General features: G+C 72.3%; 24 protein-coding genes. 10 read left to right on the forward strand and 14 right to left on the reverse strand.

What is annotated here, in order from left to right; all coding sequences use genetic code 11:
* Window positions 1–122: 122 nt before the first annotated feature.
* The 3 genes from FBY23_RS15160 to FBY23_RS15170 form a co-directional block, all read right to left on the reverse strand.
* Entirely contained in the window at window positions 123–1,637 is a 1,515-nt protein-coding gene (locus FBY23_RS15160) for a GTPase (RefSeq protein ID WP_141798902.1), read from the reverse strand.
* A complete protein-coding gene (locus tag FBY23_RS15165) occupies window positions 1,634–3,265 on the reverse strand; it encodes a GTPase domain-containing protein (RefSeq protein WP_141798903.1) in 1,632 nt (543 codons plus the stop codon). The genes FBY23_RS15160 and FBY23_RS15165 overlap by 4 nt, the downstream gene beginning before the upstream one ends.
* Window positions 3,266–3,384: 119 nt before the next feature.
* A complete protein-coding gene (locus FBY23_RS15170; RefSeq protein WP_141798904.1) occupies window positions 3,385–4,005 on the reverse strand; it encodes a hypothetical protein in 621 nt (206 codons plus the stop codon).
* Window positions 4,006–4,214: 209 nt separating this feature from the next.
* Between FBY23_RS15170 and FBY23_RS15175 the strand changes: the two genes are divergently transcribed.
* A complete protein-coding gene (locus tag FBY23_RS15175; RefSeq protein ID WP_222117836.1) occupies window positions 4,215–4,805 on the forward strand; it encodes a hypothetical protein in 591 nt (196 codons plus the stop codon).
* Window positions 4,806–4,824: 19 nt separating this feature from the next.
* Here the strand turns inward: FBY23_RS15175 and FBY23_RS15180 are convergent, their stop codons facing one another.
* Window positions 4,825–6,159 carry a HAMP domain-containing sensor histidine kinase gene (locus FBY23_RS15180; RefSeq protein WP_141798905.1) on the reverse strand — a complete coding sequence of 445 codons (1,335 nt, stop codon included), beginning with the start codon at window positions 6,157–6,159 and terminating at the stop codon, window positions 4,825–4,827.
* The gene (locus FBY23_RS15185) at window positions 6,156–6,842 is read right to left on the reverse strand and encodes a response regulator transcription factor (RefSeq protein ID WP_141798906.1); all 687 of its coding nucleotides are present in this window, start codon (window positions 6,840–6,842) and stop codon (window positions 6,156–6,158) included. Before FBY23_RS15185 ends, FBY23_RS15180 begins: the two co-directional genes overlap by 4 nt.
* 132 nt (window positions 6,843–6,974) lie before the next feature.
* On the opposite strand from FBY23_RS15185, the gene FBY23_RS15190 reads away from it, so the two are divergent.
* From FBY23_RS15190 to FBY23_RS15200, 3 genes are all read left to right on the forward strand, one after another.
* On the forward strand, window positions 6,975–7,433 hold the full coding sequence (locus tag FBY23_RS15190; protein WP_141798907.1) for a DUF2231 domain-containing protein: 459 nt from the start codon (window positions 6,975–6,977) through the stop codon (window positions 7,431–7,433).
* A 97-nt stretch (window positions 7,434–7,530) separates the two neighbouring features.
* Window positions 7,531–8,340, forward strand: coding sequence for an SDR family NAD(P)-dependent oxidoreductase (locus FBY23_RS15195; RefSeq protein ID WP_141798908.1), 810 nt, complete (start codon window positions 7,531–7,533; stop codon window positions 8,338–8,340).
* A gap of 17 nt (window positions 8,341–8,357) precedes the next feature.
* Window positions 8,358–8,777 carry a pyridoxamine 5'-phosphate oxidase family protein gene (locus tag FBY23_RS15200; protein WP_160158255.1) on the forward strand — a complete coding sequence of 140 codons (420 nt, stop codon included), beginning with the start codon at window positions 8,358–8,360 and terminating at the stop codon, window positions 8,775–8,777.
* A 123-nt stretch (window positions 8,778–8,900) separates the two neighbouring features.
* Here the strand turns inward: FBY23_RS15200 and FBY23_RS15205 are convergent, their stop codons facing one another.
* Together FBY23_RS15205 and FBY23_RS15210 are read right to left on the reverse strand one after the other, a co-directional pair.
* Window positions 8,901–9,263 (reverse strand): hypothetical protein, encoded by a 363-nt coding sequence (locus FBY23_RS15205; protein ID WP_141798910.1) that lies wholly within the window; start codon window positions 9,261–9,263, stop codon window positions 8,901–8,903.
* A gap of 218 nt (window positions 9,264–9,481) precedes the next feature.
* On the reverse strand, window positions 9,482–9,886 hold the full coding sequence (locus FBY23_RS15210; protein WP_141798911.1) for a cyclic nucleotide-binding/CBS domain-containing protein: 405 nt from the start codon (window positions 9,884–9,886) through the stop codon (window positions 9,482–9,484).
* Between the two features lie 157 nt (window positions 9,887–10,043).
* On the opposite strand from FBY23_RS15210, the gene trxA reads away from it, so the two are divergent.
* The 4 genes from trxA (at window position 10,044) to FBY23_RS15230 (ending at window position 12,651) form a co-directional block, all read left to right on the forward strand.
* Window positions 10,044–10,391, forward strand: coding sequence for a thioredoxin (gene trxA / locus FBY23_RS15215; protein WP_141798912.1), 348 nt, complete (start codon window positions 10,044–10,046; stop codon window positions 10,389–10,391).
* 113 nt (window positions 10,392–10,504) lie between these two features.
* Window positions 10,505–11,701, forward strand: a complete 1,197-nt coding sequence (locus tag FBY23_RS15220; protein WP_160158256.1) for an NAD(P)/FAD-dependent oxidoreductase — start codon at window positions 10,505–10,507, stop codon at window positions 11,699–11,701.
* A gap of 92 nt (window positions 11,702–11,793) precedes the next feature.
* Window positions 11,794–12,123, forward strand: a complete 330-nt coding sequence (locus FBY23_RS25985; protein ID WP_160158257.1) for a GAF domain-containing protein — start codon at window positions 11,794–11,796, stop codon at window positions 12,121–12,123.
* A gap of 312 nt (window positions 12,124–12,435) precedes the next feature.
* Complete coding sequence (locus tag FBY23_RS15230) at window positions 12,436–12,651, forward strand: hypothetical protein (RefSeq protein ID WP_141798915.1); 216 nt, start codon at window positions 12,436–12,438, stop codon at window positions 12,649–12,651.
* A gap of 12 nt (window positions 12,652–12,663) precedes the next feature.
* Here FBY23_RS15230 and FBY23_RS15235 read toward each other — a convergent pair whose 3' ends face one another.
* The 6 genes from FBY23_RS15235 to fbp form a co-directional block, all read right to left on the reverse strand.
* Window positions 12,664–13,983, reverse strand: a complete 1,320-nt coding sequence (locus FBY23_RS15235) for an erythromycin esterase family protein (protein WP_141798916.1) — start codon at window positions 13,981–13,983, stop codon at window positions 12,664–12,666.
* On the reverse strand, window positions 13,980–15,332 hold the full coding sequence (locus FBY23_RS15240) for a phosphoribosyltransferase (RefSeq protein WP_260805980.1): 1,353 nt from the start codon (window positions 15,330–15,332) through the stop codon (window positions 13,980–13,982). The genes FBY23_RS15235 and FBY23_RS15240 overlap by 4 nt, the downstream gene beginning before the upstream one ends.
* 113 nt (window positions 15,333–15,445) lie before the next feature.
* A complete protein-coding gene (locus FBY23_RS15245; RefSeq protein ID WP_141798917.1) occupies window positions 15,446–17,518 on the reverse strand; it encodes a glycogen debranching N-terminal domain-containing protein in 2,073 nt (690 codons plus the stop codon).
* A complete protein-coding gene (locus tag FBY23_RS15250; RefSeq protein WP_141798918.1) occupies window positions 17,515–18,603 on the reverse strand; it encodes a site-2 protease family protein in 1,089 nt (362 codons plus the stop codon). The genes FBY23_RS15245 and FBY23_RS15250 overlap by 4 nt, the downstream gene beginning before the upstream one ends.
* 115 nt (window positions 18,604–18,718) lie before the next feature.
* Window positions 18,719–19,849: a YbhN family protein gene (locus FBY23_RS15255; RefSeq protein WP_141798919.1), complete on the reverse strand. Its 1,131-nt coding sequence runs from the start codon at window positions 19,847–19,849 to the stop codon at window positions 18,719–18,721.
* The gene (gene fbp / locus FBY23_RS15260; protein ID WP_141798920.1) at window positions 19,755–20,918 is read right to left on the reverse strand and encodes a fructose-1,6-bisphosphate aldolase/phosphatase; all 1,164 of its coding nucleotides are present in this window, start codon (window positions 20,916–20,918) and stop codon (window positions 19,755–19,757) included. Before fbp ends, FBY23_RS15255 begins: the two co-directional genes overlap by 95 nt.
* Before the next feature lie 133 nt (window positions 20,919–21,051).
* On the opposite strand from fbp, the gene FBY23_RS15265 reads away from it, so the two are divergent.
* The gene (locus FBY23_RS15265; RefSeq protein WP_141798921.1) at window positions 21,052–21,897 is read left to right on the forward strand and encodes a universal stress protein; all 846 of its coding nucleotides are present in this window, start codon (window positions 21,052–21,054) and stop codon (window positions 21,895–21,897) included.
* Window positions 21,898–21,938: 41 nt separating this feature from the next.
* Window positions 21,939–22,205, forward strand: coding sequence for a DUF1876 domain-containing protein (locus FBY23_RS15270; RefSeq protein WP_141798922.1), 267 nt, complete (start codon window positions 21,939–21,941; stop codon window positions 22,203–22,205).
* A 24-nt stretch (window positions 22,206–22,229) separates the two neighbouring features.
* On the opposite strand, the gene FBY23_RS25990 is transcribed toward FBY23_RS15270, so the two are convergent.
* Entirely contained in the window at window positions 22,230–22,406 is a 177-nt protein-coding gene (locus FBY23_RS25990; protein ID WP_160158259.1) for a hypothetical protein, read from the reverse strand.
* Window positions 22,407–22,483: the final 77 nt, after the last annotated feature.

Consider the following 22,483-nt stretch of genomic DNA (forward strand, 5'->3'; position numbering starts at 1 on the left):
TGCCCGGAACCAGGGCCGCGAGCCCCCACTCCGACATGCATCAAACGCGCTCTCGAAGGCCCCGGTCACGGTGTTGCCCATCGGCGTTCTCAGACCTGATACGTCTGGTCCGGAATCGCCGCTCAGCGTGTCGCGCGCGTCACATCGGCGGCGTCCAGGCCGGACCGGAAGCGGTGGTACGACGACAGCTCGGCCTGCACCGGGTCGACGACCTGGGCGCCCACGACCCGACCGATCACGCGCTCGCACTCGTCGGCGAGGGCCCTGCCGTCCTCGGCCGCGGACCGCCGGACCGCGGCCCGGACCGCGGCCCCACCACCGGCCCCGAGCAGGACGGCCAGCACCGCCAGCGCGAGGGCCGCCAGCGCCCGGCCGGACGTCGCGAGGACGCCTGCGCCGACGAGGGCGACGAGCCCGGCCGCAGCGGCCGCGACCAGGGCGCCCCGGCCGGCCGGCGTACCAGGTCCGGGGCGGAGCGCCCCGAGCTCGGCGTCGAGCCGTTCGATGAGCAGCGGCAACCGCCCGGTCGCCGCCGACCGCACCGGCGCCCCCCAGACGTCGGTGAGGTCGCGCGTGGCCTGGTCGGCGAAGGAGCGAACCGCCGCGCTCACGGCGGCACCGTCGACCGGGCCCACCCGGACCTCGGTCCGGACGCGGCGCTCGGCGCGCTCGACACGGGAGGCCGCTCCCGGGACGCCGCCCGCGTCGGCGACCCGGCGGACCAGGTCGTCGACCCACACATCGGGCACCGAGCGCGGCCCGTCGCCGGCTGCGCGGGCGAGAGTCGTCGCGGCGGCCGTGATGTCGGCCGCCATCCGCTCCTCGGCGTGCCTGTTGTCCTCGACCCGGCGACGGACGGCGGCGCGCAGGTCGTCGACGCCGAGACCGCGGCGGGCGCTGATCCCGAGCACGCGCGGGTCGCGCATCCCGTCGCCGACCAACACCTTGCGCAGGTCGCGCAGCAGGCCCGGCCGCTCCTCCTCGGCGACCGTGTCGACCTGGTTCATCACGACCATGGTCACGGCCCGGTGGCCCGCGAGGGGACGTAGGAAGCGCTGGTGGATGGCCGCGTCGGCGTACTTCTGCGGGTCGACGACCCAGATCATCGCGTCGGCCAGCTGGACGACCCGCTCCGCCTCGCGGTGGTGGGCCGTCTCGACGGAGTCGTGGTCGGGCAGGTCGAGGAGGATCAGCCCGTCCGGGAGGGTGCCGCGGGGCGGGGCGTCGGGCAGCGTCGATCGGTAGAACTGGTTCGCGGCGGGGACGCCGAGCCACGCGAGCAGGTCGCGGGTCTCGTCGTCGGGCTCGCCCCAGACCAGGGCCTTGGCCACCGCGGTCGTGGGGCGCTGGGCGCTCGACTCGGACAGCGGGACGCCGGCCAGCGCGTTGAAGGTCGTCGACTTGCCCGAGCCGGTCGCTCCGGCGATCGCGACCACGGTGTGCCGGCCCGACAGGCTGAGCCGGCCGTCGGCGCGGGCGGTCGTCGCCTCGATGTCGTCGAGCACCGTGTCGTCGACGCGTCCGCGCGCCTCCTTCACCGCGGTGCGCAGGCCGTCGATACGGCGCTCGAGCGACGACTGCCTGCGCACCAACGACGCGGGCGCGTCCCGGAACACGGCCCCGAGTCCACCGGTCATGCCGGCACCTTCCTCTCCGCCGGACCTCCGACGACGTGATCGATCGCCCGCCGCGCTCCACGGACGCGGTGCGGGGCGTCGGGGGTGAGCCCCCAGGTCATGACCGGCTGCAGGTAGCGGTCGCGCTCGAGCGCGAGCAGGTCGCGCAGCATCGCGTCCAGGCTGTGCCGTGCGTTGGCGACCGCCCCCGGCCCCGTCAGCGCTCCGACCGCGAGGGCGAGCGACAGCAGCCGCGCGGCGGTGCCGGACTCGTCGACCCCGGCCGCGCCCGCACCCAGCTCCCGACGCCAAGCGGCGACGGCTGAGCGGCACCGGGCGGCGAGAGTCCGTCCGGGGCGGGCGAGGTCGTCGTCGGACCAGTCGAGCAGCGCGGCGCCGTACGGCGTGGTGCGCAACGCGTCGCTCGTCGCGGCGGCAGCCTGCTCGGCGTGCTCGAGCACGAGCGCCTCCAGCGCCAGGTCGAGGGCGAGCTCGATGGCGTCGAGCTGCTCGCGCCGCTGGCCGGGGGCGAGCGCCGCGCCACGGTCACGGACCCGCTGCATCAGCTCGGCCGTGGTGAGCTGCGCGTCGGTGCCGACCAGCTCGTGCCAGCGGGCCAGGAGGGCGCCGCGCAGCACGGAGCCGTCCCCGGCGGCGCGGGCCAACCGTGCCTGGGCGGTGTCGTAGGTCGTGTCGGCGATGCGGAGCAGCTCGCCCACCGCCTGCACCTGATCGCCGGCCGCGGCCGCCACCTCGTCGGCGACCTTGCCCGCCTCGCGGAGGGCACCGGCCACGCACTGAGCGGCGATCTCGCGACGGATCGAGGGGGCGGCGGAGAGGTCCTCGATCGCCCCGCGGATGGCGTCGACCTGTGTGGTCTGCAGCAGTCCGTCGCTGACCTGCCCGTGCTCGACGACGACGACCTTGCCGCGTCCGATCCCCCGCCGGTTCAGCTGGCGCACCAGGTCGGTGGAGACGACCTCGAGGTCCTCGGTCTGGATCCTGTTGAGGACCACCATCAGCGGGGTGTCGCGCTGGCGGGCGACGTCGAGCTGGTGCCACGGCACCTGGTCGGCATAGCGGTTGGCCGAGGTCACGAAGAGCCACATGTCGGCGGCAGCGAGCAGGCGGGTGGCGAGGCGCCGGTTGGCATCGTCGATGGAGTCGAAGTCGGGCGCGTCGAGGAGCGCGGTCCCCCGGGGCACGGCCGTCGTCGGCACGAGCTGGAGGACCTGCGGGTCGTCGGTGGTGTGGTCGACGCGGTCGAACGCGGTGAGGATGCCGTCGCGCGCGAACCACGCGCTGTCGGCGGGGTGGTGGATCAGGACGGGCGAGCGCGTCGTGGGGCGGATCAGCCCGGACTGGGTGACCCGCTGGCCGACCAGCGTGTTGACGATCGTGGACTTGCCCACGCCGGTGGGTCCGCCGACGACGATCAGGAGCGGCCGATCGGGCTCGGCCAAGCGCGGGAGCAGATAGTCGTCGATCTGGTGCAGCAGGATCTCGCGCCGCTCGCGCACCGGACCGCTCCCGGGCAGCCCCAGCGGCAGCACGGCGGCGTGCAGCGCGTCCCGCAGCCCGTGGGTCGCCTCGGCAGCAACCTCACCCAGGATGTCGGACCCGCCCCACCGGATCTGCGCAGCGCCCACCAGTCACCTCGTGCCTCGCCTCGGGACTGCGCCTGTCGCAGCCCTCGATGCACCAGTGCGCGGAGGCGCGCGAAAAGATCCGCTGCCCTCGGAAATCGTCGGAAGGACTTCTCAGCAGGTCAGGGCAGGTGTTCGAGCCTGACGCTCACCCGCAGGTCGCGGTTCTCGGCGACCACCTCGCAGACGTCGTCGGGGACCGAGTCGAAGGCGAACCGGCCCAGCCGGTCGCCCTCCACCGTCCGGAAGGTCTCGCCGCCGGCGACCACCGAGGCCCGGAACACCGGCGAGGTGTCGGCATCGACCGGCAGCACCTGTCCCTCGATCCGGACCCGGTGCTCGCCGAGCGGGGTCACGTCGAGCATCACGTCGACGTCGTCGCTGCCGAACGCGAGGTGGACGGTCCCGTCGTCACCGGCGCCGGAGCGGGTACCGGTCCGCGTCGGGCCCTGCCGGCTGTCGAAGATCAGCGCGGCGACGACGCTTCGCGGCGCGCTGCTGTCGACCGGGCGGATCGCGGCCCAGTCGCGGAACGCCTGGCGGAGGTTCTGGCGCACGATCGGCGGCGGCGCGGAGAGCTGGAGCGAGGCCGAGGCGGCGTTGAACCTCTGCAGCCAGCGCACGGCGCTCCAGGTCCGCTCGTCCCCGGCGTCGATCGCGCGCTGGACCTCGTCCGCGGCGGCCGGGTCGAGGCGGCCCTCGTACCAGTCGACGATGTCCGTGAATCGCACCACGGTGGTCACCAGCTCCTGTCCTCGGGCCAGATCGCCCAGTGCTCGGCGCAGCTCGGGCTGCCCCCACAAGGTAGGGGCTTCGAGCAGGCTGCGACAGGGGTCCCCCCGACGAGCGGTCGGGGGACCTTCGACCTGCGGACGGGCGACCTCGGTCTCTGCCAGAGCACCCCCGTCCGCTGGTCGACTCGACGTACCAACGATCGAGGAGCTGATCACCCATGACCACCTTCACCACCCACCTCCACCACCTCGTCGACCACACCGTCGGGCACGACGAGGAGGCAGCGGTGGCCGACACCGCCGCCCGCCGGGCCCTGGCGGTGCTCCGCATCGGCTTCGGCCTGACCTTCCTGTGGGCCTTCGCCGACAAGCTGCTCGCGCTGGGGTACGCCACCGGCGCGGCGCAGGATGGCACCGTCGACCGCTTCGGGCCGGATGCCTGGATCCACGGCGGCAGTCCGACCCAGGGCTTCCTCGGCTTCGCCGCCGACGGCCCGTTCCAGGGCTTCTGGAACAGCCTCGCCGGCACCGCGTTCGCAGACTGGGCCTTCATGCTCGGCCTGCTCGGCATCGGCATCGCGCTGACCTTCGGCATCGGGATGCGCCTGGGAACCCTCGCCGGCTTCGTGATGTACGTCCTGATGTGGAGCGTCGTGCTGCCCCCGGCCAACAACCCGGTCCTCGACGAGCACCTGCTCGGCGCGGTCAGCATGGTCGTGCTCGGCCTGGCCGGCGCCGGGGCCACCTGGGGCCTGGGCCACAGCTGGGCGCAGCTGCCCGTCGTACGCCGGTTCCCGGTCCTGCGCTGACCCAGCGCGAGGCGTCGCGTCAGGCGAGCGGCGCCTCCGCCGGTCGGAGCACCAGCCGGATGCCGTGGCGGCCCCCGAGCTCGACGACCTCGAGCCGCCCACCGCCGGACTCGGCGGCCCTCCGCGCGATGTCGAGTCCGAGCCCGGTCGACCCGCCACCTGCCGTCCCGCGGTCGAGGGCCGACACCGCGATGCCGGGGCCGTCGTCGACGATCTCGAGCACCACCCCTTCCGAGGTCTCGTCGAGCCGCACGCTGAAGGCGGTGCCCTCGGGAGTGTGGGCGACGACGTTCTCGATCAGGGCGTCGACCGCCGCGGCGAGGTCGTCGGCGCCGGCCTTCGCCCAGACCGGCCCGGCGGCCAGCTCGATCTGCGTCATGCGGCCCTGGTCCTCGGTCAGTGGTGCCCAGAAGGCTGTCCGCTCCGCGACCACCGCGGCGGCGTCGCAACGCAGATGGACTCCCCCGCGAACCCCGCTCCTGGCCGCCCGGATGAGGTGGGTCAGGCTCCGCTCCAGGCCGCCGACGGCGGCCTCGAGCTCGTCACGCGCCGGGCCGGCCGGCAGACCCTCGACGCTCAACCGCACCGCGGTCAGTGGGGTGCGCAGCCGGTGCGACAGGTCGGCCGCCGCCTCGCGCTCACCGGTCAGGAGCTCGTCGATCCGGTCCGCGAGCGCGTTGAGCTCCGTGGCCACCCGGGCGACCTCGGCCGGCCCGCCGGTCGGCGCGCGCGCTGTGAGGTCTCCCGAGCCCAGCGCGATCGCCGTCTCCGCCGTGCGACGCAACGGCCGCACGATCCTGCGTCCGGTCACCTCGGCCGCCAGCCAGGCCAGCCCCAGCAACAGCGATGCCGTCGCGCCGGCGACCAGGTAGCGGTTGCGGGTGCGCTCCGCGACCCGCTCACTCGAGACCAGCGCCACGACCTGTGCCTCCCCGGTGCTGGTGCGGCAGTCCACGACGACGAACCGGCGTCCGCCGGCCGAGACGATCCGTGGCACCGAGACGACACCCAGGTCGTCGCTGTCGCGGTCGCCGCTGCCCGCGACCGCGTTGCGAGGAATGGCGCTGAGGTCGCGCGGGGCACCGATCACGGTCCCGTCGGGCAGGCGGACCGAGACCGAGGTGCCCTCACGGCGGTTCAGCCGGGTCAGGTAGGCCTCGAGAACGGACTCGTCGGCGGTGCGTGCGCTGAGGTAGTCGGCAGTTCCCTGCGCGGCGTAGGTCGCCTCCTGGTCCGTGCTCGCACGAGCATCGCTGCGCAGCATGAGGGCGAGAGGAATGCCGGCGAGCACGATGACGAGCGTCGCCGTACCGACGGCCAGCGCGATCACCCTGCTGCGCAAGGTGACCCTCACGCCTCCGGCTCCACGATCTTGACGCCGACACCACGCACGCTCACCAGGTAGCGAGGCTGTGCCGCCGACTCGCCGAGCTTGCGCCGCAGCCACGAGAGATGCACGTCGACGGTCCGGTCCGCGCCGCCCCACGGCTGCTGCCACACGTCGGCGAGCAGCTGACGCCTGCTCACGACCTCACCGGGCCGTTGCATCAACGCCTGCAGGAGGTCGAACTCCTTGCGGGTGAGCTCCAGCGCGCGACCATCGAGCGTCACCTCTCGCCCCACCGGGTCCAGGACGAGGTCACCGACGCGCAGCTCGGGCTCCTGATCGGGGGCCGGGCGGGTGCGCCGGAGCACGGCGCGGATGCGTGCGTCCATCTGCGCGGCCGAGAACGGCTTCACCAGGTAGTCGTCCGCTCCGGCGTTGAGGAGCCGGACGACCTCGGCCTCGTCGTCGCGTGCGGTCGCGACGATGACCGGTGCCGCCTTGAGGGCGAGACTGACCTCGAGCACCCGGGCACCGTCCACGTCGGGCAGGCCGAGGTCGAGGACGACGACGTCCGGCGGCCCCGAGCTGAGCTCGGTCATCGCGGCGCCGCCGGTCGCGACGCTCGTCACCGCGTGCCCGAGCGCGCGCAGTCCGCGGACCAGCCCGGCGCGAATGGCCTCGTCGTCCTCCACCAGCAAGACCCGCGCCATGGGGTGAACCGTACGCGGGAGCACGTCGCCGTTGGCGGTCCTTGACGTGGATTTGAGGTTCTCTTGGGGTGGCCATGACGGCCGGGGCGAAAGGATCGCACCGCCTCGTTCCCCAGCTGACGGAGAGTCCGCATGTTCGACCTGGTCAACGGCCTTCCCCTCCACCCCCTCGTCGTCCACGCGGTCGTCGTCCTGTTGCCGTTGGCGATCCTCGGCACCCTGGCGATCGTGGCCCGGCCCGCGTGGCGCCAGCGCTACGGCCTCCTGGTGCTGGGTGTCGCCCTTGTCGCGACGGCGCTCGTTCCGGTGGCGACCTCGAGCGGCGAGGCGCTGGAGAAGCACGTCGGTGACCCGGGCTCCCACGCCCAGCTGGGTGACCAGCTGATCTGGTTCGCCCTCCCGTTGCTGCTGCTGGTGGCCGGACTCGTCTGGGTCGACCGCCGTGGTCCCGGAGCCCGCAACGCGGCGCGGGTCCTGGCCGCCGGTGCCGTCGTGGCCGCGCTGGCCGCCGGCGTACAGGTCTACCGCGTGGGCGACTCCGGTGCCCGTGCCGCCTGGGGCGACCAGGTCACGTCCTCCTCCGCCGAGTGAGCCAAGAGGCCGGGGCTCGACGGGTCTTTGGACCCTGTCCGCCACCGTCACCCTCGCACAGGCTGGTCGTGTCGCACGGACAACGAGAGGACCAGCCATGAGCATCAGCTCACCCAGCATCACCGACCTCATCAGCCTGACCGGGCGCACGGCGATCGTCACTGGCGGTGCCATGGGCATCGGGCGGGGCATCGTCGAGCGGCTGGCCGAGGCCGGGGCCTCCGTCGTCGTCGCTGACGCCGACCTCGAGGCCGCGGAGACGACCGCCAAGGAGCTCGTCGAGCACGGTCGCTCCGCGATGGCGATGTACGCCGACGTCGGTGACGCCGACGACGTCCACCGCCTCGTCGCTGACACCATCGGCTGGCGCGGCCGGGTCGACATCCTGGTCAACGACGCCGGGATCTTCCCCAGTGTGCCGGTGCTCGACATGACGCCCGACGACTTCGACCGGGTGATCCGCACCAACCTGCGCGGCGTCTACCTGTGCTCACGGGAGGCCGCGCTGCGGATGCGCCACCAGGAGAGCGGCGGCCGGATCATCAACGTGACCTCCATCGACGCACTGCACCCCTCGAGCGTGGGCCTGGCGCACTACGACGCGTCCAAGCACGGCGTCTGGGGCTTCACCAAGAACCTCGCCCTCGAGCTCGCCCCCCACGGCATCTGGGTCAACGCCATCGCCCCGGGCGCCATCGCCACACCCGGCGTGGCCACCATGCAGGCGGCAGGAGGCTCCGGGACCGACCCCAAGGCGGTCCTCGAGGCGTTCCTCGCCCAGGTCCCGATGCGCCGGATGGGCGCACCCGACGACATCGCCCGTGCTGCCCTCTTCCTTGCCAGCGACCTGGCCTCCTACGTCACCGGCGCCCAGATCGTGGTCGACGGCGGACGCCTGCTGGCCTGAACGAAGGGATGACGGACATGGACGCCTACGAGGACCTGCAGCAGGCGACGCTGCACGACATCCCGCGCTCGGAGTGCCTGCAGCTCCTCGGCCTGGCCCGGGTCGGCCGCATCGTGTACACCGACGACGACGGGCCGGTCGCGCTCCCGGTCAACTTCCGGATGGACGGCGAGACGGTCCTGTTCCGCGTCTCGCCGGCCAGCCAGATGTGCCTGAGGCTCAACGACGCGACGGTCTCCTTCCAGGTCGACCGGCTCGACGACTTCCACCAGACCGGGTGGAGCGTGCTGGTACGCGGCACCTCGTCGTACGTCGAGAGCGAGGACCTGCCCGCGATGGAGTCGACCCGCCCGGTGCCCTGGGCGCGGGGTTTCCGGCCGGTGTACGTCCGGGTCAGCCCGACGCAGATCAGCGGCCGCCGGCTCGTGGACGACTGAGTCTGCACCGGGGGGTAGCGTCCGGCGCCAGTGCGACCCGCCGAAACGTCACCGAGCCCGCCGCGATCGACCAACTGGTCCAGGAGACGTCGCCGCACTCACCGCTCCGGCTCTCGCCCCGGCTCAGCCCAGTGCCGCCAGCAGGGCGAGCTGGAAGACGTTGACCACGACGAAGACACCCGCGATCACGAACGCCACGACGGTCGGCTCACGGCCCTGCACGTGTCCGTTGCGCATAGCCCGCCGCCCGAAGTGCCCGATCAGCAGGGCCGGCAACGCGAACACGGTCATCGCCGGCACGCCGGCCACGAGAGCGACACCCACGGGCGCGCTCTCCTCTCCGTCGTAGCCGAGGACCGCCAGAAGGCCCTCACCCGTCACGAACGCGCCGAGGAACGACGGGATGAAGAGCCCGAGACACCACCAGGCGCGCCGCACGTCACGATCGCCGCGGGGTGCGGCATCCGGGGATGGGGATGGGGACATGACACCTCCTGGTGCGGGATGAGACCTCCACGCTCGCACCGCATGCTCGACGGCCGCAGGGCGCAACGTCCCGGCAGTCGAGGACTTCTGGCGGGCGGCGGGCGGTCCGGCTCCGCACTGATGACCGAACAGTCGGCCAGATGGTCATGGCGTCGGTCCGCGGCACCGCCGACGGCATCAGGCCCTCCGGTCGGTGCGGTCAGCGCGTCATGGGTTGCTCACGCCGATCCGGTACGCCGGACGTCGGCAAGCACATCGACCACGTCCCGGCACGAGAGCATCCCGACGATCTCGTCACCCCTGGTCAGCGGCAGGTGCCGGACGTCGGCCGTGGCCAGCAGCCGGGCGGCGTCACGGAGGGTGATCGTCTCCGGTGCCGTCACCACCTCGTCGGTCATCGCCTCCCCCGCTGTGACGTGGGTCGGATCGGCGGCGCGTGCGAGGTGGGCGACGACATCGCGCTCAGACAGCACTCCAGCCGGACGGCCGTGCCGGGTGACGACCAGCGCGCCGACCTCCTCGGCGCCGAGGACCTCAATCGCCTCCTGCAGCGTGCAGGAGTGGTCGACGGTCACGACCGGCCACGACATCAGCTCGGACGCGAGCACCTCGGACGGGGACATGAGACCTCCTGGAAGGGGTGGGGACCCCACGCTCGCACTGCGTGCCCGTCCGTCGCAGGGCGCAATGTCCCGTCACCCGAGGACTTCTGGCCGGGAATCAAATATCCCCCCGGGGGGTTATGGCGGTCGTACGCACACCCCCAGGGAGGAACCACCCATGACCACCGTCGACCTCACCGCCGCCACCTTCGAGACCGCCGTGCAGGACAACCCGATCGTCCTCGTGGACTTCTGGGCATCCTGGTGCGGCCCGTGCCGGATGTTCGCCCCCATCTTCGAGCGCGCGGCCGCCGCCCATCCCGACGTCGTCTTCGCCAAGGTCGACACCGAGGCCGAGCGCGACCTCGCCGCGGCGGCCCAGATCACCTCGATCCCGACCCTGATGGCCTTCAAGGACGGTCAGCTGGTCTTCCGCCAGGCCGGCGCCCTACCTGCGGCGGGCCTCGAGCAGCTGATCGACGCCGTACGGAACCTCACCCTCGACGCCGTCGCCGACGCCTCCTGAAGCCCGGGAGGACCTACGGCCCGACCGGGCGGGCCGTAGGCCTCCACCCGCGGCGGACCGGACGCGGCTGAATGGAGGCATCGAACCATCCAGCCAACGCGGAGGAGAACGAGATGCGTCCACGAGTCGTCGTCCTGGGATCGAACTTCGGCGGCCTGACCGCCGCACTGGCCGTGCAGCACGAGCTCGCGGGGGACGTCGACGTCATGGTCGTCTCCGCGAGCGACCGGTTCCTGTTCACCCCGAGCCTGATCTGGCTGCCCTTCGGCAAGCGGATGCCGTCGGACATCACCTTCCCGGTGGCACCGACTCTGGAGCATGCGGGCATCGAGTTCGTGCACGCGGCCGCCACCGCCGTCGACCCCGCTGCACGCACCGTCACCACCGACGACGGCGCGGTCCGTGTCTACGACTACCTCGTGGTCGCCACCGGCTACCGCAACGACGAGGGCGTCGTCCCCGGCCTGGAGAACACCTCCACCATCACCACGCTGGACCGGGCGATCGAGACAGGCGCGGCCTGGCGACGGTTCCTGGAGCAGCCGGGAGACGTCGTCATCGCGGCGACGCAGGGGGCGGGATGCTTCGGCGCGGCCTATGAGTTCCTCTTCAACACCGCCCACCAGCTCAAGAAGGCCGGCCTGCACAAGCGGACCCGGCTGACCTACGTCACGTCGGAGCCCTTCCTCGGCCACTTCGGCATCGGCGGCCTGCCCCACGGCGAGCAGCTCCTCGGCATGTTCCTGAAGAAGCAGGGCATCGAGTCCCGCGTCGGGATCGCGCTCGAGCGGGCCGAGGAGGATGCGATCATCCTCGCGAACGGGGAACGGCTCCCCTTCTCGTTCAGCATGGTCGTGCCCCCCTTCCTCGGGCAGGACTTCCTGCGCGACTCGGGCCTGGCCGACGCCAAGGGCTTCGTACCGGTGCGTCCGACGTACCAGAGCGAGAAGCACGACGAGGTCTACGCCGTGGGCGTGGCGGCCGCGGTCGAGGTGCCGTGGACGACGTCGGTACCCGTCGGGGTGCCCAAGACCGGGTTCCCGACCGAGCAGCAGGCCCACGTCGCGGCACGCAACATCGCGCACCAGGTTCGCGGCGAGGCGCCCACGGACGAGCGGCCGTTCGGCGACATCAAGGCGGTATGTGTCATGGACGCCGGGAACAACGGCGTCGTGATCCTCGCGGACAAGATGCTTCCGCCCCGCAAGCACGGGGTGCTCGTCCCGGGCCCGCAGGCCCACCTGATGAAGCTGGCGTTCGAGAAGTACTTCCTGTGGAAGATGGAGCACGGCTACGTGCAGCTGCCGTGACGCTCCGGGGCGCTGGACCGGACTGCACCGTCTCACCGGCTTCCTTGCGGACACGACCAGTGCCCGGCTTGACTTGTTCCCGGGAGGGGGCTGTGGAGGCGACGGAGGACGCCAGGCGAGCCTGGCTGCTGCCGCGGGTGGACAGAAGGTGCGCCGAGGCGGTCGAGAGGGTCATCGAGTTCGTTGCCGAACATCTCGCCATCGCCACCCTGCAGCGCTTCCCGATCCGGGCCGTGCTGGGCGTGCCCCTGTTGGTCTACGAGCGCGTCGTGGGTGGCGCGTCGGTGGTCCGGTTCTCCGTCGACAGGCCGTTCACCGACCAGGACGAGGCACTCGTCCTGGCGTGCGCGACCCGGATCGCCCCGATGCTCGACCTGCGGACCCGGCTCTCGTCGCTGGTCGACGAGACGACGCAACCATGAGCGTGTGGTTCCGGGCCGACGCGGCGAGCTTGAGTGCCGGCAGCATCCACCGCAACGGACCCGGTACGGCGCGGCCGCGAGCCGAGTACGCGGCATAGACCAGCACGCCCGCCGCCACGCCCAGGACCGTGACCATCGCGACGGCGGCAGGCAGCACAGCTGCGACCGCCCATCCCGGAACATCCGCCACCATCATGCCTCCTCCCTCCGCCAGCATCGGGCGCTCCGAGCGCCGCGCCCAGGGCCGTGGTGCCCCCGGAGGAGGACCTTCGGCCTCTGTGCTGACACCGGCCAGGCTCTGTTCCATGAGGCATGGACGACAACGACGACACCACGACTTCTGCCACGCGCATCGACAGCCGCATGCCCAGCCCTCCGCAGGCCCTGTACGGGCTCGGGATCATCGGCGCCTGGGTCTGGTTCTGGCAGGGCGCCAACGGCTTCGGAGAACACGTGTGGGCCGTGGTCCAGGGCGTGTTCTGGCCGGCCTACATGGTGTACGACGCCCTGCGCGCCCTCCACGGATGAGGCCACGACGACTCAGAACCCTGAGGGCTCCGTCTCGAGCTCGGGCTCGACGGGGGGCGCCTCGTGGTGCAGCGGAACGAGCGCCTGCGTCCGCTCGAGCCAGATCAGGGCGTCGTAGCGCTGCCCGATGACCGTCGGAACGTAGTTGCCGCTCTCCTGGGAGGGCTCGTAGACGACGCCGATGGCGCGGTGCCCGCGCCGGTCGGCGAGCCAGGGACCGGTCCGATCCTCGGGGAAGGCGATCACAGCGGGACGGGCGAGGGCATGGTGCAGGAGGTCCTCGTGGCTTCCCCGGCGCGCCTCCGGCACGGGGAGGACGCGTTCCGGCTCGCCCCACCCCGAGGCGGCGAGAACTGTGCCGCGATGGCCCGCGAACCCCACCAGCGCGACATCCGCGGCGCGGTGCCGTTCGCGCAGGAGCTGGCCGACGTTGACCATCCCGGACACAGCCATGTCGGTCGCTCGCGCGTCGCCGATGTGCGTGTTGTGCTCCCAGACCAGACCCTTCGCCTCGGGCCCGAGGTGGCGCGCGATCCGCTCGACCGTGAGCACCATGTGCTGGTCCCTGATGTTCCAGGAGGCCCGATCGCCACGCACCATGGTGCGGTAGTACAGCTCGGCGTTGGCGGCCACCTCTGCGTTCTGCACGACGGCGAACGCATCCTCGTCCCCCTCGGCGACCTGCCCGTGCCGGCGCCGGACCTCGGCGAGCAGGGCGACGACCTCGTCCTCGCAGGAGGTGGGCACCAAGCGGGTCGCCCATGCGTAGCGATGGGGGTCCTCGCGATAGGGAACGAAGCACTGCCACGCACGACGGGCGTCCGGCAGGGCGTCCGGGGCGTGCTCGGCGAGCCAGTCGTGGATCTCGCGAAGTGAGTCCCACAGGGAGTAGACGTCGAGGCCGTAGAAGCCGACACGGCGGTCGAGCGGCCGGGCGAGGTTGAGGGCGCGGAGCCAGTCGAGGAAGTCGGCGACGTCGGTGTTGGCCCACATCCAGGTCGGCCAGCGCCCGAAGTCCGCGAGCACGTCGCGTGCCGTGCGCCGATCCTCCTCTGGAGCGCGCAGCCAGCGGTTGACCCGCCAGCAGTCGGGCCAGTCCCCCTCGACCCCGATCCAGGTGAATCCCCTCTCCTCGATGAGGCGCCGACTCAGCTCGGCCCGCCACCGGTAGAACTCGCGGGTGCCGTGCGACGCCTCACCGAGGCAGGCGTACCGGACCGGGCCCAGGCGCGCCACCAGTGGATCGAGGTCCGCCGCGGTGACGAGAGGGCGCGCCAAGCGCTGGGCCTGGGACGCTGCCGCCCGGTCGAGGGCGTCAAGGCGAGTACTCATCTGGTGACCACCGGCCCGGTCCCCGACCGGTGCGTCGCGGCCAGCAGGTAGTGGCTGAACCACTCCCGAGCGAGGTGCGCGACCTCACGCAGCGTCCCGGGCTCCTCGAACAGGTGCGTCGCGCGCGGCACGACCCGCAGCCGGCTCACGCCACCCAGCCGGTCGGCGGCCAGCTGGTTCAGTCGCAGCACCTGCGGATCCGCGCCGCCGACGATCAGGAGGGTCGGCGCCGTCACGTTGCCCAGGCGCGGACCGGCCAGGTCCGGACGTCCACCGCGGGAGACCACCGCGGCGATGTCGAGCTCGGTGTCCGCCGCAGCCCACAAAGCGGCGCCCGCGCCGGTGCTCGCCCCGAACAGGCCGATCCGGGCCACGCCGACATCCGGCCGCGTGCGCAGCCACCTGACGGCGGTCGCCACCCGGCCGGCCAACAGGGCGATGTCGAAGACGTTTGCGCGGTCCGGCTCCTCCTCGGGGGTGAGCAGGTCCAGCAGGAGCGTGCCGAGGCCCGCCTCGCGCAGCACGTGGGCGACGTACTGGTTGCGGCTGCTGTGCCGGCTGCTCCCGGTGCCGTGGGCGAAGACCACGACGCCCCGTGGCTGCGCCGGCAGGTGCAGGTGGCCATGCAGGACGACGTCCCCCATCGGGATCTCGACGTCGGCATCGTGGCCGGTCCCGCTCGGCCCGGTCGGCGCCCGGTCGGTGTACGCCGCGTCGAGCAGGGCGACGACCTCGTCGTCGGTGGTGGGCCTGAAGTCGCGGTAGTGCCGGCCGACCGCCCAGAACGGCTCGGGGGCCCGGACCAGGACGACGTCGTCCGCGCCGAGGTCCTGCCGGCGCAGCCCCCGCGGCCCCACCGGCGCGGCGACCAGCACCCGCGCTGCTCCCAGGTGTCGCGCGGCCCGGCAGGCCACGACCGCCGTGGCACCGGTCGCGACTCCGTCGTCGACGATGACCGCGGTGCGTCCCGACAGATCGACGGGTTCTCTTCCACGGCGGAATCGTCGTACCCGGTCCTCGAGCTCGGCTCGCTCGTGGGCCCGGACGGACTCGACCTGCCGAGGTGTCACACCGGTGCGCGCGATGAGGCCCCTGTCGAGTACCTCGTAGCCGCCCTCGCCGATCGCCCCCATGGCCAGCTCGGGCTGGAAGGGCAGGCCGAGCTTGCGCACCACGATCACGTCGAGCGGAGCTCGCAACCCGCGCGCCACCTCGTAGGCGACAGGCACCCCGCCTCGGGGAAGTCCCAGCACCACCACGTCCTGGCCACGCAGGTGCTGGAGCCGCTGTGCCAGCTGGCGTCCGGCATCCACGCGGTCGGCGAACGTCATGTCGGTTCCAGTGCTCATCGCCGGTCCTCGATCCTCGTCTCGTGCGGTCGGCCGTGCAGCGATCCTGCGCCCGGCGCCCACCAGATGGTCAGGGCCGGAAGTCCCCGACCGTAGGACCAGCGACCTGCTGCTCAGGTGCGACGCCGTACCCGGTGCCGCCCGTCGGACGCCACCTCGACCAGGTAGGACGCACCGCGGCTGCGCACCCCGTCCAACCGGAGAGGGAGCAACCCGTGTGGGACGAAGGGCGTGCACGCCAGTCCGTCGTCCGCCGGCGTGAGGCCGATCAGGGCACGCAGCAGCTCCACCGGCACTGCGGCGGCCCACGCCTGGGGCGCACACGCTGCCGGGTAGGGGACGGGGACCGTGGGTGTACCGCGGGCGAACCCGCCGAACAGCTCCGGCAGGCGATGTTCGAAGCACAGGGAGGCGTCGAGCAGACCGTCAGCCACCTGAGCGGCCCCGTCGTGGTAGCCGTAGCGAGCCAGCCCGGAGACAGCGATGGCGGTGTCGTGTGGCCAGACCGACCCGTTGTGGTAGCTCAGCGGGTCGTAGCGCGCCATCGATGTCGCGAGCGTCCGGACGCCCCATCCTGAGAAGAGCTCGGGTGACAGCAGTAGCTCTGCCACCCGATCGGCTCGCGACGAGTCGACGATGCCCGTCCACAGCAGATGGCCGAGTGCCGACGTCAGTGCGTCGACAGGTCGCTCGTCACGGTCGAGCGCGGAAGCGAACCAGCCGAGCTCCGGAAGCCAGAACCGCTCGTCGAAGCGTTCCTTGAGGTCGTCCGCGCGACGACGCCAGGTGTCGGCGCCGCGACCTCCCTCGAGCGCCTCCGCCAGCGTGGCGCGAGCCAACAGGGCCGCGTAGACATATCCCTGGACCTCGGCCAGGGCTATCGGCGCCTCGGCCAGCCGACCGTCAGCGAAGTTGACGCCGTCCCACGAGTCCTTCCAGCCCTGGTTCCGCAGCCCCTGCGGGGTCATTCGGGCGTAGGACAGGAAGCCTTCGTGGTCGCTGGACCTCGCGATCCAGTCCAGGGCCCGGTCCACCGCACCCATCAGGTCGGGCGTCACGGCCTCCGGCCCGCACCAACGCACTATCTCGCCCATCGTCATCACGAAGAGTGGCGTGGCGTCGACGCTGCCGAAGTACGCGCTGCCACCGCCGAGCGCCAAGGTGCCGGCCGGGCCCAGGCGCAGCTCGTGCAGGATCCGGCCGGCCTCCTCCTCCGTCACGTCGACCCGTTCGCGTCCCTGATGCGCGGCTAGCGCGCGGCAGGTGCCCAGCGCCAGATCGGGCGCGAGCGGCAGGAGCATCAGCGACGAGATCAGCGAGTCACGTCCGAACAGGGCCATGAACCACGGAGCCCCTGCCGCGACGGCCTGCTGATCAGGATGCGCCGGGTCCATGATCCGGAGGCTGCCGAGGTCCTCGACGCTGGTCCGCAGCACCTCCCGGGTCCGTCGGTCCGGGGTTTCCAGCGTCGGTGCGGCAGCCCACCAGTCGGCCCGCCGCTGGAAGGGCAGCGCCTCGCTCGCCGGGAGACCACGTGGATGCAGCGCGGCCAGCAGCTCGCCGCCCACCCTCACCAGGACCTCGACATCCGTGGTCCACGCCTGGTGGGGCTCGAGCTCGACGCTCCACAAGAGGCTGCCTGCGTCGGCGACCGCCGCGTCGTCCGGGACGATCACGACACCGGATCCCGACGCACGATCCCCGTCCACCCGCAGGTGGTTGTGACGCTCGACTGTCGTCGGTAGCGGACGTCCGGGCACGCGCCCGTCCTTGACTTCGAACAGGTCGGCCAGGTCGGCCCCGACGAGCAGTCGCAGGTCGACGCGGCACGCTCGCCCGGAGCAGTTCACGAGACCGATCTCCTCCCGCATGCCGTCGCCCACCACCCGGTGCCGGGTCACCAAGACCTCCTGCGCCCCCTCCGCGGAGGGGAGGCGGAGGTGTCCGACGTGCACCACGGAGTACGGCGACTCGTGGTGGACGTTCAGGGGCGCCGCCCTGCGCCCGGCGACAACGAGATCCCAGACCAGCAGCACCCGGGTGTCGCGCACGAACAAGCCTCCCGGGTCCACGCCACCGAGGTCGCCCGCTCCTTCGCCGATACAGAAGGTCGTGCCCTCCATGACGGTGACGCTGGTCGCCGCCAACGTGGCCGGCGTCTCGACGAAGAGCCACGGCTCCGTCATCGGGTCGCCGCCAGGGCCCGCGACTCCAGGGTGCGCGCGACGTCGGACGGCGTCACGATGCCGACGAGCAGGCCGTCCTGGAAGACGAGCGCACGTAGTCCGGACTGCCGGGTGACCCGCGACAGGACTTGGACCAACGGCTCGTCGGGTCCGCAGCGGGCGATCTCCTCCATCCGCAGGCACGCGTCTCGGGCCGAGGTGGTCGACCGGGCCGCGGCGGGGACGGCTCGCAGGCACCCGAGGGTCATCAGGCCGACGACCGCTCCCCCGGCCTCGACCACCGGGTAGCACGAGTGGTGACCGCTCACGACGTAGCGTGAGATGAACTCGTCCACCGTCGTGTCAGCCGAACCGGTACGCACCCCGGTGCTCATCACGTCACGGACGACGATGCCTCCCAGCGCTCGCTCCGCCTGGGTAGCCACCTGCTCGGTGCGGGCCGCGGTCAGCACGAACCACCCGATCATCGTGAGCCACAGCCCGTCGACGACATCACCGAGCAGCACGGCCATGGTCGCGGTCGCGATGAGGCACCAGCCCAGCACCTGTCCGGCTGCTGCAGCTGTGCTGGCGGCGCTGACCCGGTCACCCCGGCGCCACCAGAGCACGGCACGCAGGATCCGTCCACCGTCGAGCGGTGCTCCGGGCAGCAGGTTGAACACGGCGAGCATCCCGTTGGTGAGGGCCAGCCACCCGGCCACGGACACGACCAGCTCGTCGGCGCCGGCCTGCCCGAGCGCGGCCCACACCGCGGCCATGGCGACCGCGATCGCGAGGCTGGTCACCGGCCCCACAGCGGCGATCCGGAGCTCCGCCCGAGGGTTGCGCGGATCTCCCCGCAGCGTCGCGACACCTCCGAACAGCCACAGGGTCAGCCGTTCCACCTGTACTCCCGACCGCCTGGCCGCCACGGCGTGGGCGAGCTCGTGGGCGAGCAGCGATCCGATCAGGGTCAGCGCGCCCACGAGTCCGGCGAGGTAGTACGACAGCCTCGCGTATCCCGGTGCTGCGACCGGCAGCACGCCGTCAGCGAGTGCCCAGGTCAAGATGCCCACCACGACCAGGGTGGACCAGCTGATCTCCACCGGGAACCCCAGGGGGCGTCCCAGTCGCAGGTGTCCGCGCACCTCCCCAGCATGGGACGGCCCCCGACCGCCGGACAGGGCCGAGTGTCCCTGGCCGCAGGGGCCAAGAGTCCGTTCACGACGGACCGCCGGCCGGTGCCCCCGCGGTCCCGCGGCGCAACCACAGGTAGGCACCGCCGGCGAGCGGGATCGGAAGCCAGAACGCGAAAAGGCGCCACGCCAGGACGCCCAGCAGGGCGGCTTCCTGGCCCGTCCCGAAGGACAACAGCACGGGGACAGCGACGCCCTCGACAAGGCCGAGGCCACCGGGTGTGAGAGGCAACAATGCGATCAGCGACACCAGGGCATAGGTCGTCAGCAGGGCGCCGACGCTCGGCGGGTCCCCGAACGCCCACACGCACAGGTACAGGGCGAGGGCGTCACAGGTCCAGTTCCCCAGGCCCCACAGCACGGCCCGGGTCCTGCGGGAGCGGTTGCCCACGACCAGCCGCACCTGGAGCAGCACGGCCCGCACCAGCCGTTCGAGCCCGGCCTGCTGCACCAGCGGCAGGCGGTCGGCGATGGCCGCGGTGACCGTCACCACCAGGTCCGGACGCACGGCCAGCACCGCGACCAGGCCGCCGAACGTCGTCATGGACACCACGGCCAGCACCAGCGCCGTCTTGAGGAAGGGGTGCGTCTCCGGAGCCGGGACTGCGGCGACCAGGCCGATCACGAGGGCCGCGGCCAGCCACAGGACGGAGATCGCCGACTCCAGGGCCGCCGCGCCGACGGCGTCGGACGGCGGCACACCGACTCGGGCAAGGAGCCGGAACCGGAGTGCTGCCGCCGCCGCGCCGCCGCCGGGGACGACGTGGCTGAAGCCGTTCCCCGTCACGTCGATGGCCAGCATCACGGGGTACGGCGGGCGCGCGGCGCTCGGCAGCAGCACGCGGCTGAGCGCGCTGAAGCACCCGGACGACGCCAGCTCCGCGACCAGGGCGAGCACCAGCAGCACCTCGACGGCCGCACCAGCCGACGACCAGGACCGGCGAGTCTCGACCAGCAGCCTCGGCACGACGTAAGCGACGGCTGCCGCGGTGAGGACCAGAAGTCCGCAGCGGGTCAGCCAGGTCCGCCGTGTGGAGTGCCGCGGAGGGGGCCCGGCGGGCTCATCCCTGCCGCTCAGCTCCCGCCCCCTCGGAGTGGGACGCGGATACGGTCTCGCGCGGCTCCGGCGGCGCCGGGATGGGCTGCCAGCGCTCAGCCAGCCGCGCCTCCGAGTCGTGCATCGTCGTGTACTCGAGCTCCGACAGCGGGAGCCGGTGCGGCTCGAAGGGTCCGTGCCGCCGCAGGTAGTCCATCACCTCGTTGGCGGTGCTGCGGGCCCGGTCGAAGCTGGGGTCGGCGAACAGGTCGCGGGGCGGTCCGAGCTGCCCCGCGTGGAGCTGGAAGCCCAGGGCGACGACCCGTGGCGGGCCGTCGAACCGGGTCGGGTGGGCGTCCTCGACGCCGACCGGCATCAGCGGGGCATGGTGCGAGCCGCGCATGCAGCCCGCGACACTGAAGGCCTGGGCGAACGGCTCGACGGCCTCGCCGACCGCCGGGAAGCCCGACTGGCAACGCACGATCATCACGGGGTCGTCCTTGCCGACGTACTTGCCCGCGATCAGCGAGAGTCGCTGGGTGCTCGTGGCCACGGCCACGGCTCCGGTCGCCCGGGAGCGTACGGAGTGGACCACGTAGCGGGCCGGCGCGCCGATGTACATCAGCAGGTCATAGATCTCGTCGGGGCAGCTGAACTCGAGGTACTTCTCGGCGTAGAGGTCGTAGACCTCGAAGACGAACCCGGCGTGCATCGTCGCGTCGATCACCAGGCCGGCCGTGTTGAACGGGTCGGCGAACATCTTGTACAGCGGCAGGTTCCAGGCGCCGGGCTCGGTCTTGTCCGCCAGGAAGCACAGCACGGGCTCGCTGCGCCGCTCGTCCATCTCGAGCTCGGCATAGCCCGGGCCCATCCCCCGCAGGTTCCCGGAGAACGCGTCCTTCAGCAGGTCCTGACCCGCTCCATAGAGCCCGAGCCGGTTGGCGACCTGGGTGGTGGCCTCGAAGACCTCCCATGCGAAGCCATGGATGCGCTGGTCCTCGACGCCACAGTCGTGGGTCATGATCAGGGCCAGGTCGTCGCCGCAGGCGCCGACGTAGCCGTCGATCAACAGACCCGTCTCGCGGGCCCGGACGACGCGCCTTCGCGCCTCCTCCATCTGCTCGCCGTGCACGGCGCTGTGTCCCACCCAGCCCCCGGTGTCGGCCTTGATGATGCTCAACGTGACCATCGTCCGTCCTTTCCGTCGGTTGACCTCCATCCAGTCAAGAGCCGCCGCGCGACCCGCTCCACGGCCTTCCGGCACTCACCGGTAGTGCCCTTTGGCCCTACTGGTCGCCCCCGCACCGGCGCACGCTGACGCCATGACCGAAAGCCCTCCCCGCATCGTCGTCGGGTACGACGGATCGTCCGGCGCGGCCGCCGCCCTCACCTGGGCCGCTGAGAACGCCGCCCCACGGTCCGACGTCCACGTGGTGCTCGTCGGCACCGCGATGGACCCGGTCGTCGGCCACTACCGCGACGAGATGGACAGGGCGGTCCAGGGCTGGCGCGAAGCGGCCGAGGAGCAGCTGCAGGCGCTCGGACTCCCGGAAGCCATCGTGGAGGTCCGCCCAGGACCAGTCGTCCCCGAGCTGCTCCGTGCCGCCGAGAGGGCCGACCTGATGGTCGTCGGGAGCACCGGGCACGGGCTGACAGCGGGCACGTTGACGGGATCGGTCAGCCAGCACGTAGCCCGTCACGCACCGTGTCCCGTCGTCGTCGTGCGCCCCCGGCACTCGAAGGTCGTCGACCGGATCGTGGTCGGCGTCGATCAATCTGCGGCGTCCGCACGCGCGTTGCGGTTCGCCTGCGAGCGAGCCCGGCGTACCGGCGAGGGCGTCACCGCCATCCACGGCTACTTCTCGGTGCTCGCCCACGTGCTGACCTTCGACGGGGCCGAGTCGGAGGTCGCCGACCGCCAGCTGGCCGCCGCGGAGGAGCTGGTCAAGGACCTGTGTCGCGAGTGCGCCGCCCAGTTCCCCGACGTCGAGATCGTCCCGGAGGCGATCCCCGTACGGGCCGGGCCGGTGCTCGTCGACGCGAGTCGGGCCGCGTCGCTGGTCGTCGTCGGGTCACGCGGCCGCGACGCGTTCTCGGAGATGCTGCTCGGCTCGGTGAGCCAGCACGTCCTGACCCATGCCCAGTGCCCGGTGGCCATCGTCCGGTGAGCCGCCGGGTCCCGTCACCTGGACCAACGAAGGAGAGCGAGATGCACGCGACGACCTGGCACGTCGAGATCCACCTGTCCGAGGACGGGCCCCGAACGCGGGCGGAGGCGGTGCTGCGCACCACCGCCGGCACCGAGGTGCGCAGCAGCGGAGTCGCACGACGCAGCCCGGAGGACCGGGACGCCCCGGAGATCGGCGACGAGCTCGCCGTGTGCCGGGCGCTCAGTGGGCTGGCGCACGCGCTGTTCGAGGCCTCCGTGCTCGACGTGGAGGCCAATACCGGCGCCTCGTCGTCCTTCACGATGTGACCGCGGCACGGCGCTTCTCACGTCTCACTCGACACCCTTGGCCGGGATGAGGGCAAGGGCGAGCGGAACTGCCTCGTCGGCCTCGTCGTCGAGGGCGATGTCGGCGCCGTCCTCCTGCCAAGGGTGCTCTCCCGCAGGGCCCGCCTGGGGCCATGGGTGCGAGCCCGTTCCTGCTACCACCCGATCCACCAGCGCTGCCATGGTGCTCCCCTCCTCGTGACCGTCCGTGGGCGACCTTCCGCGCGGACAGTGGCCGGCCCGCCGTCGCTGCCGCTGCA

The organism is Nocardioides sp. SLBN-35, assembly GCF_006715725.1.
GTDB lineage: Bacteria > Actinomycetota > Actinomycetes > Propionibacteriales > Nocardioidaceae > Nocardioides.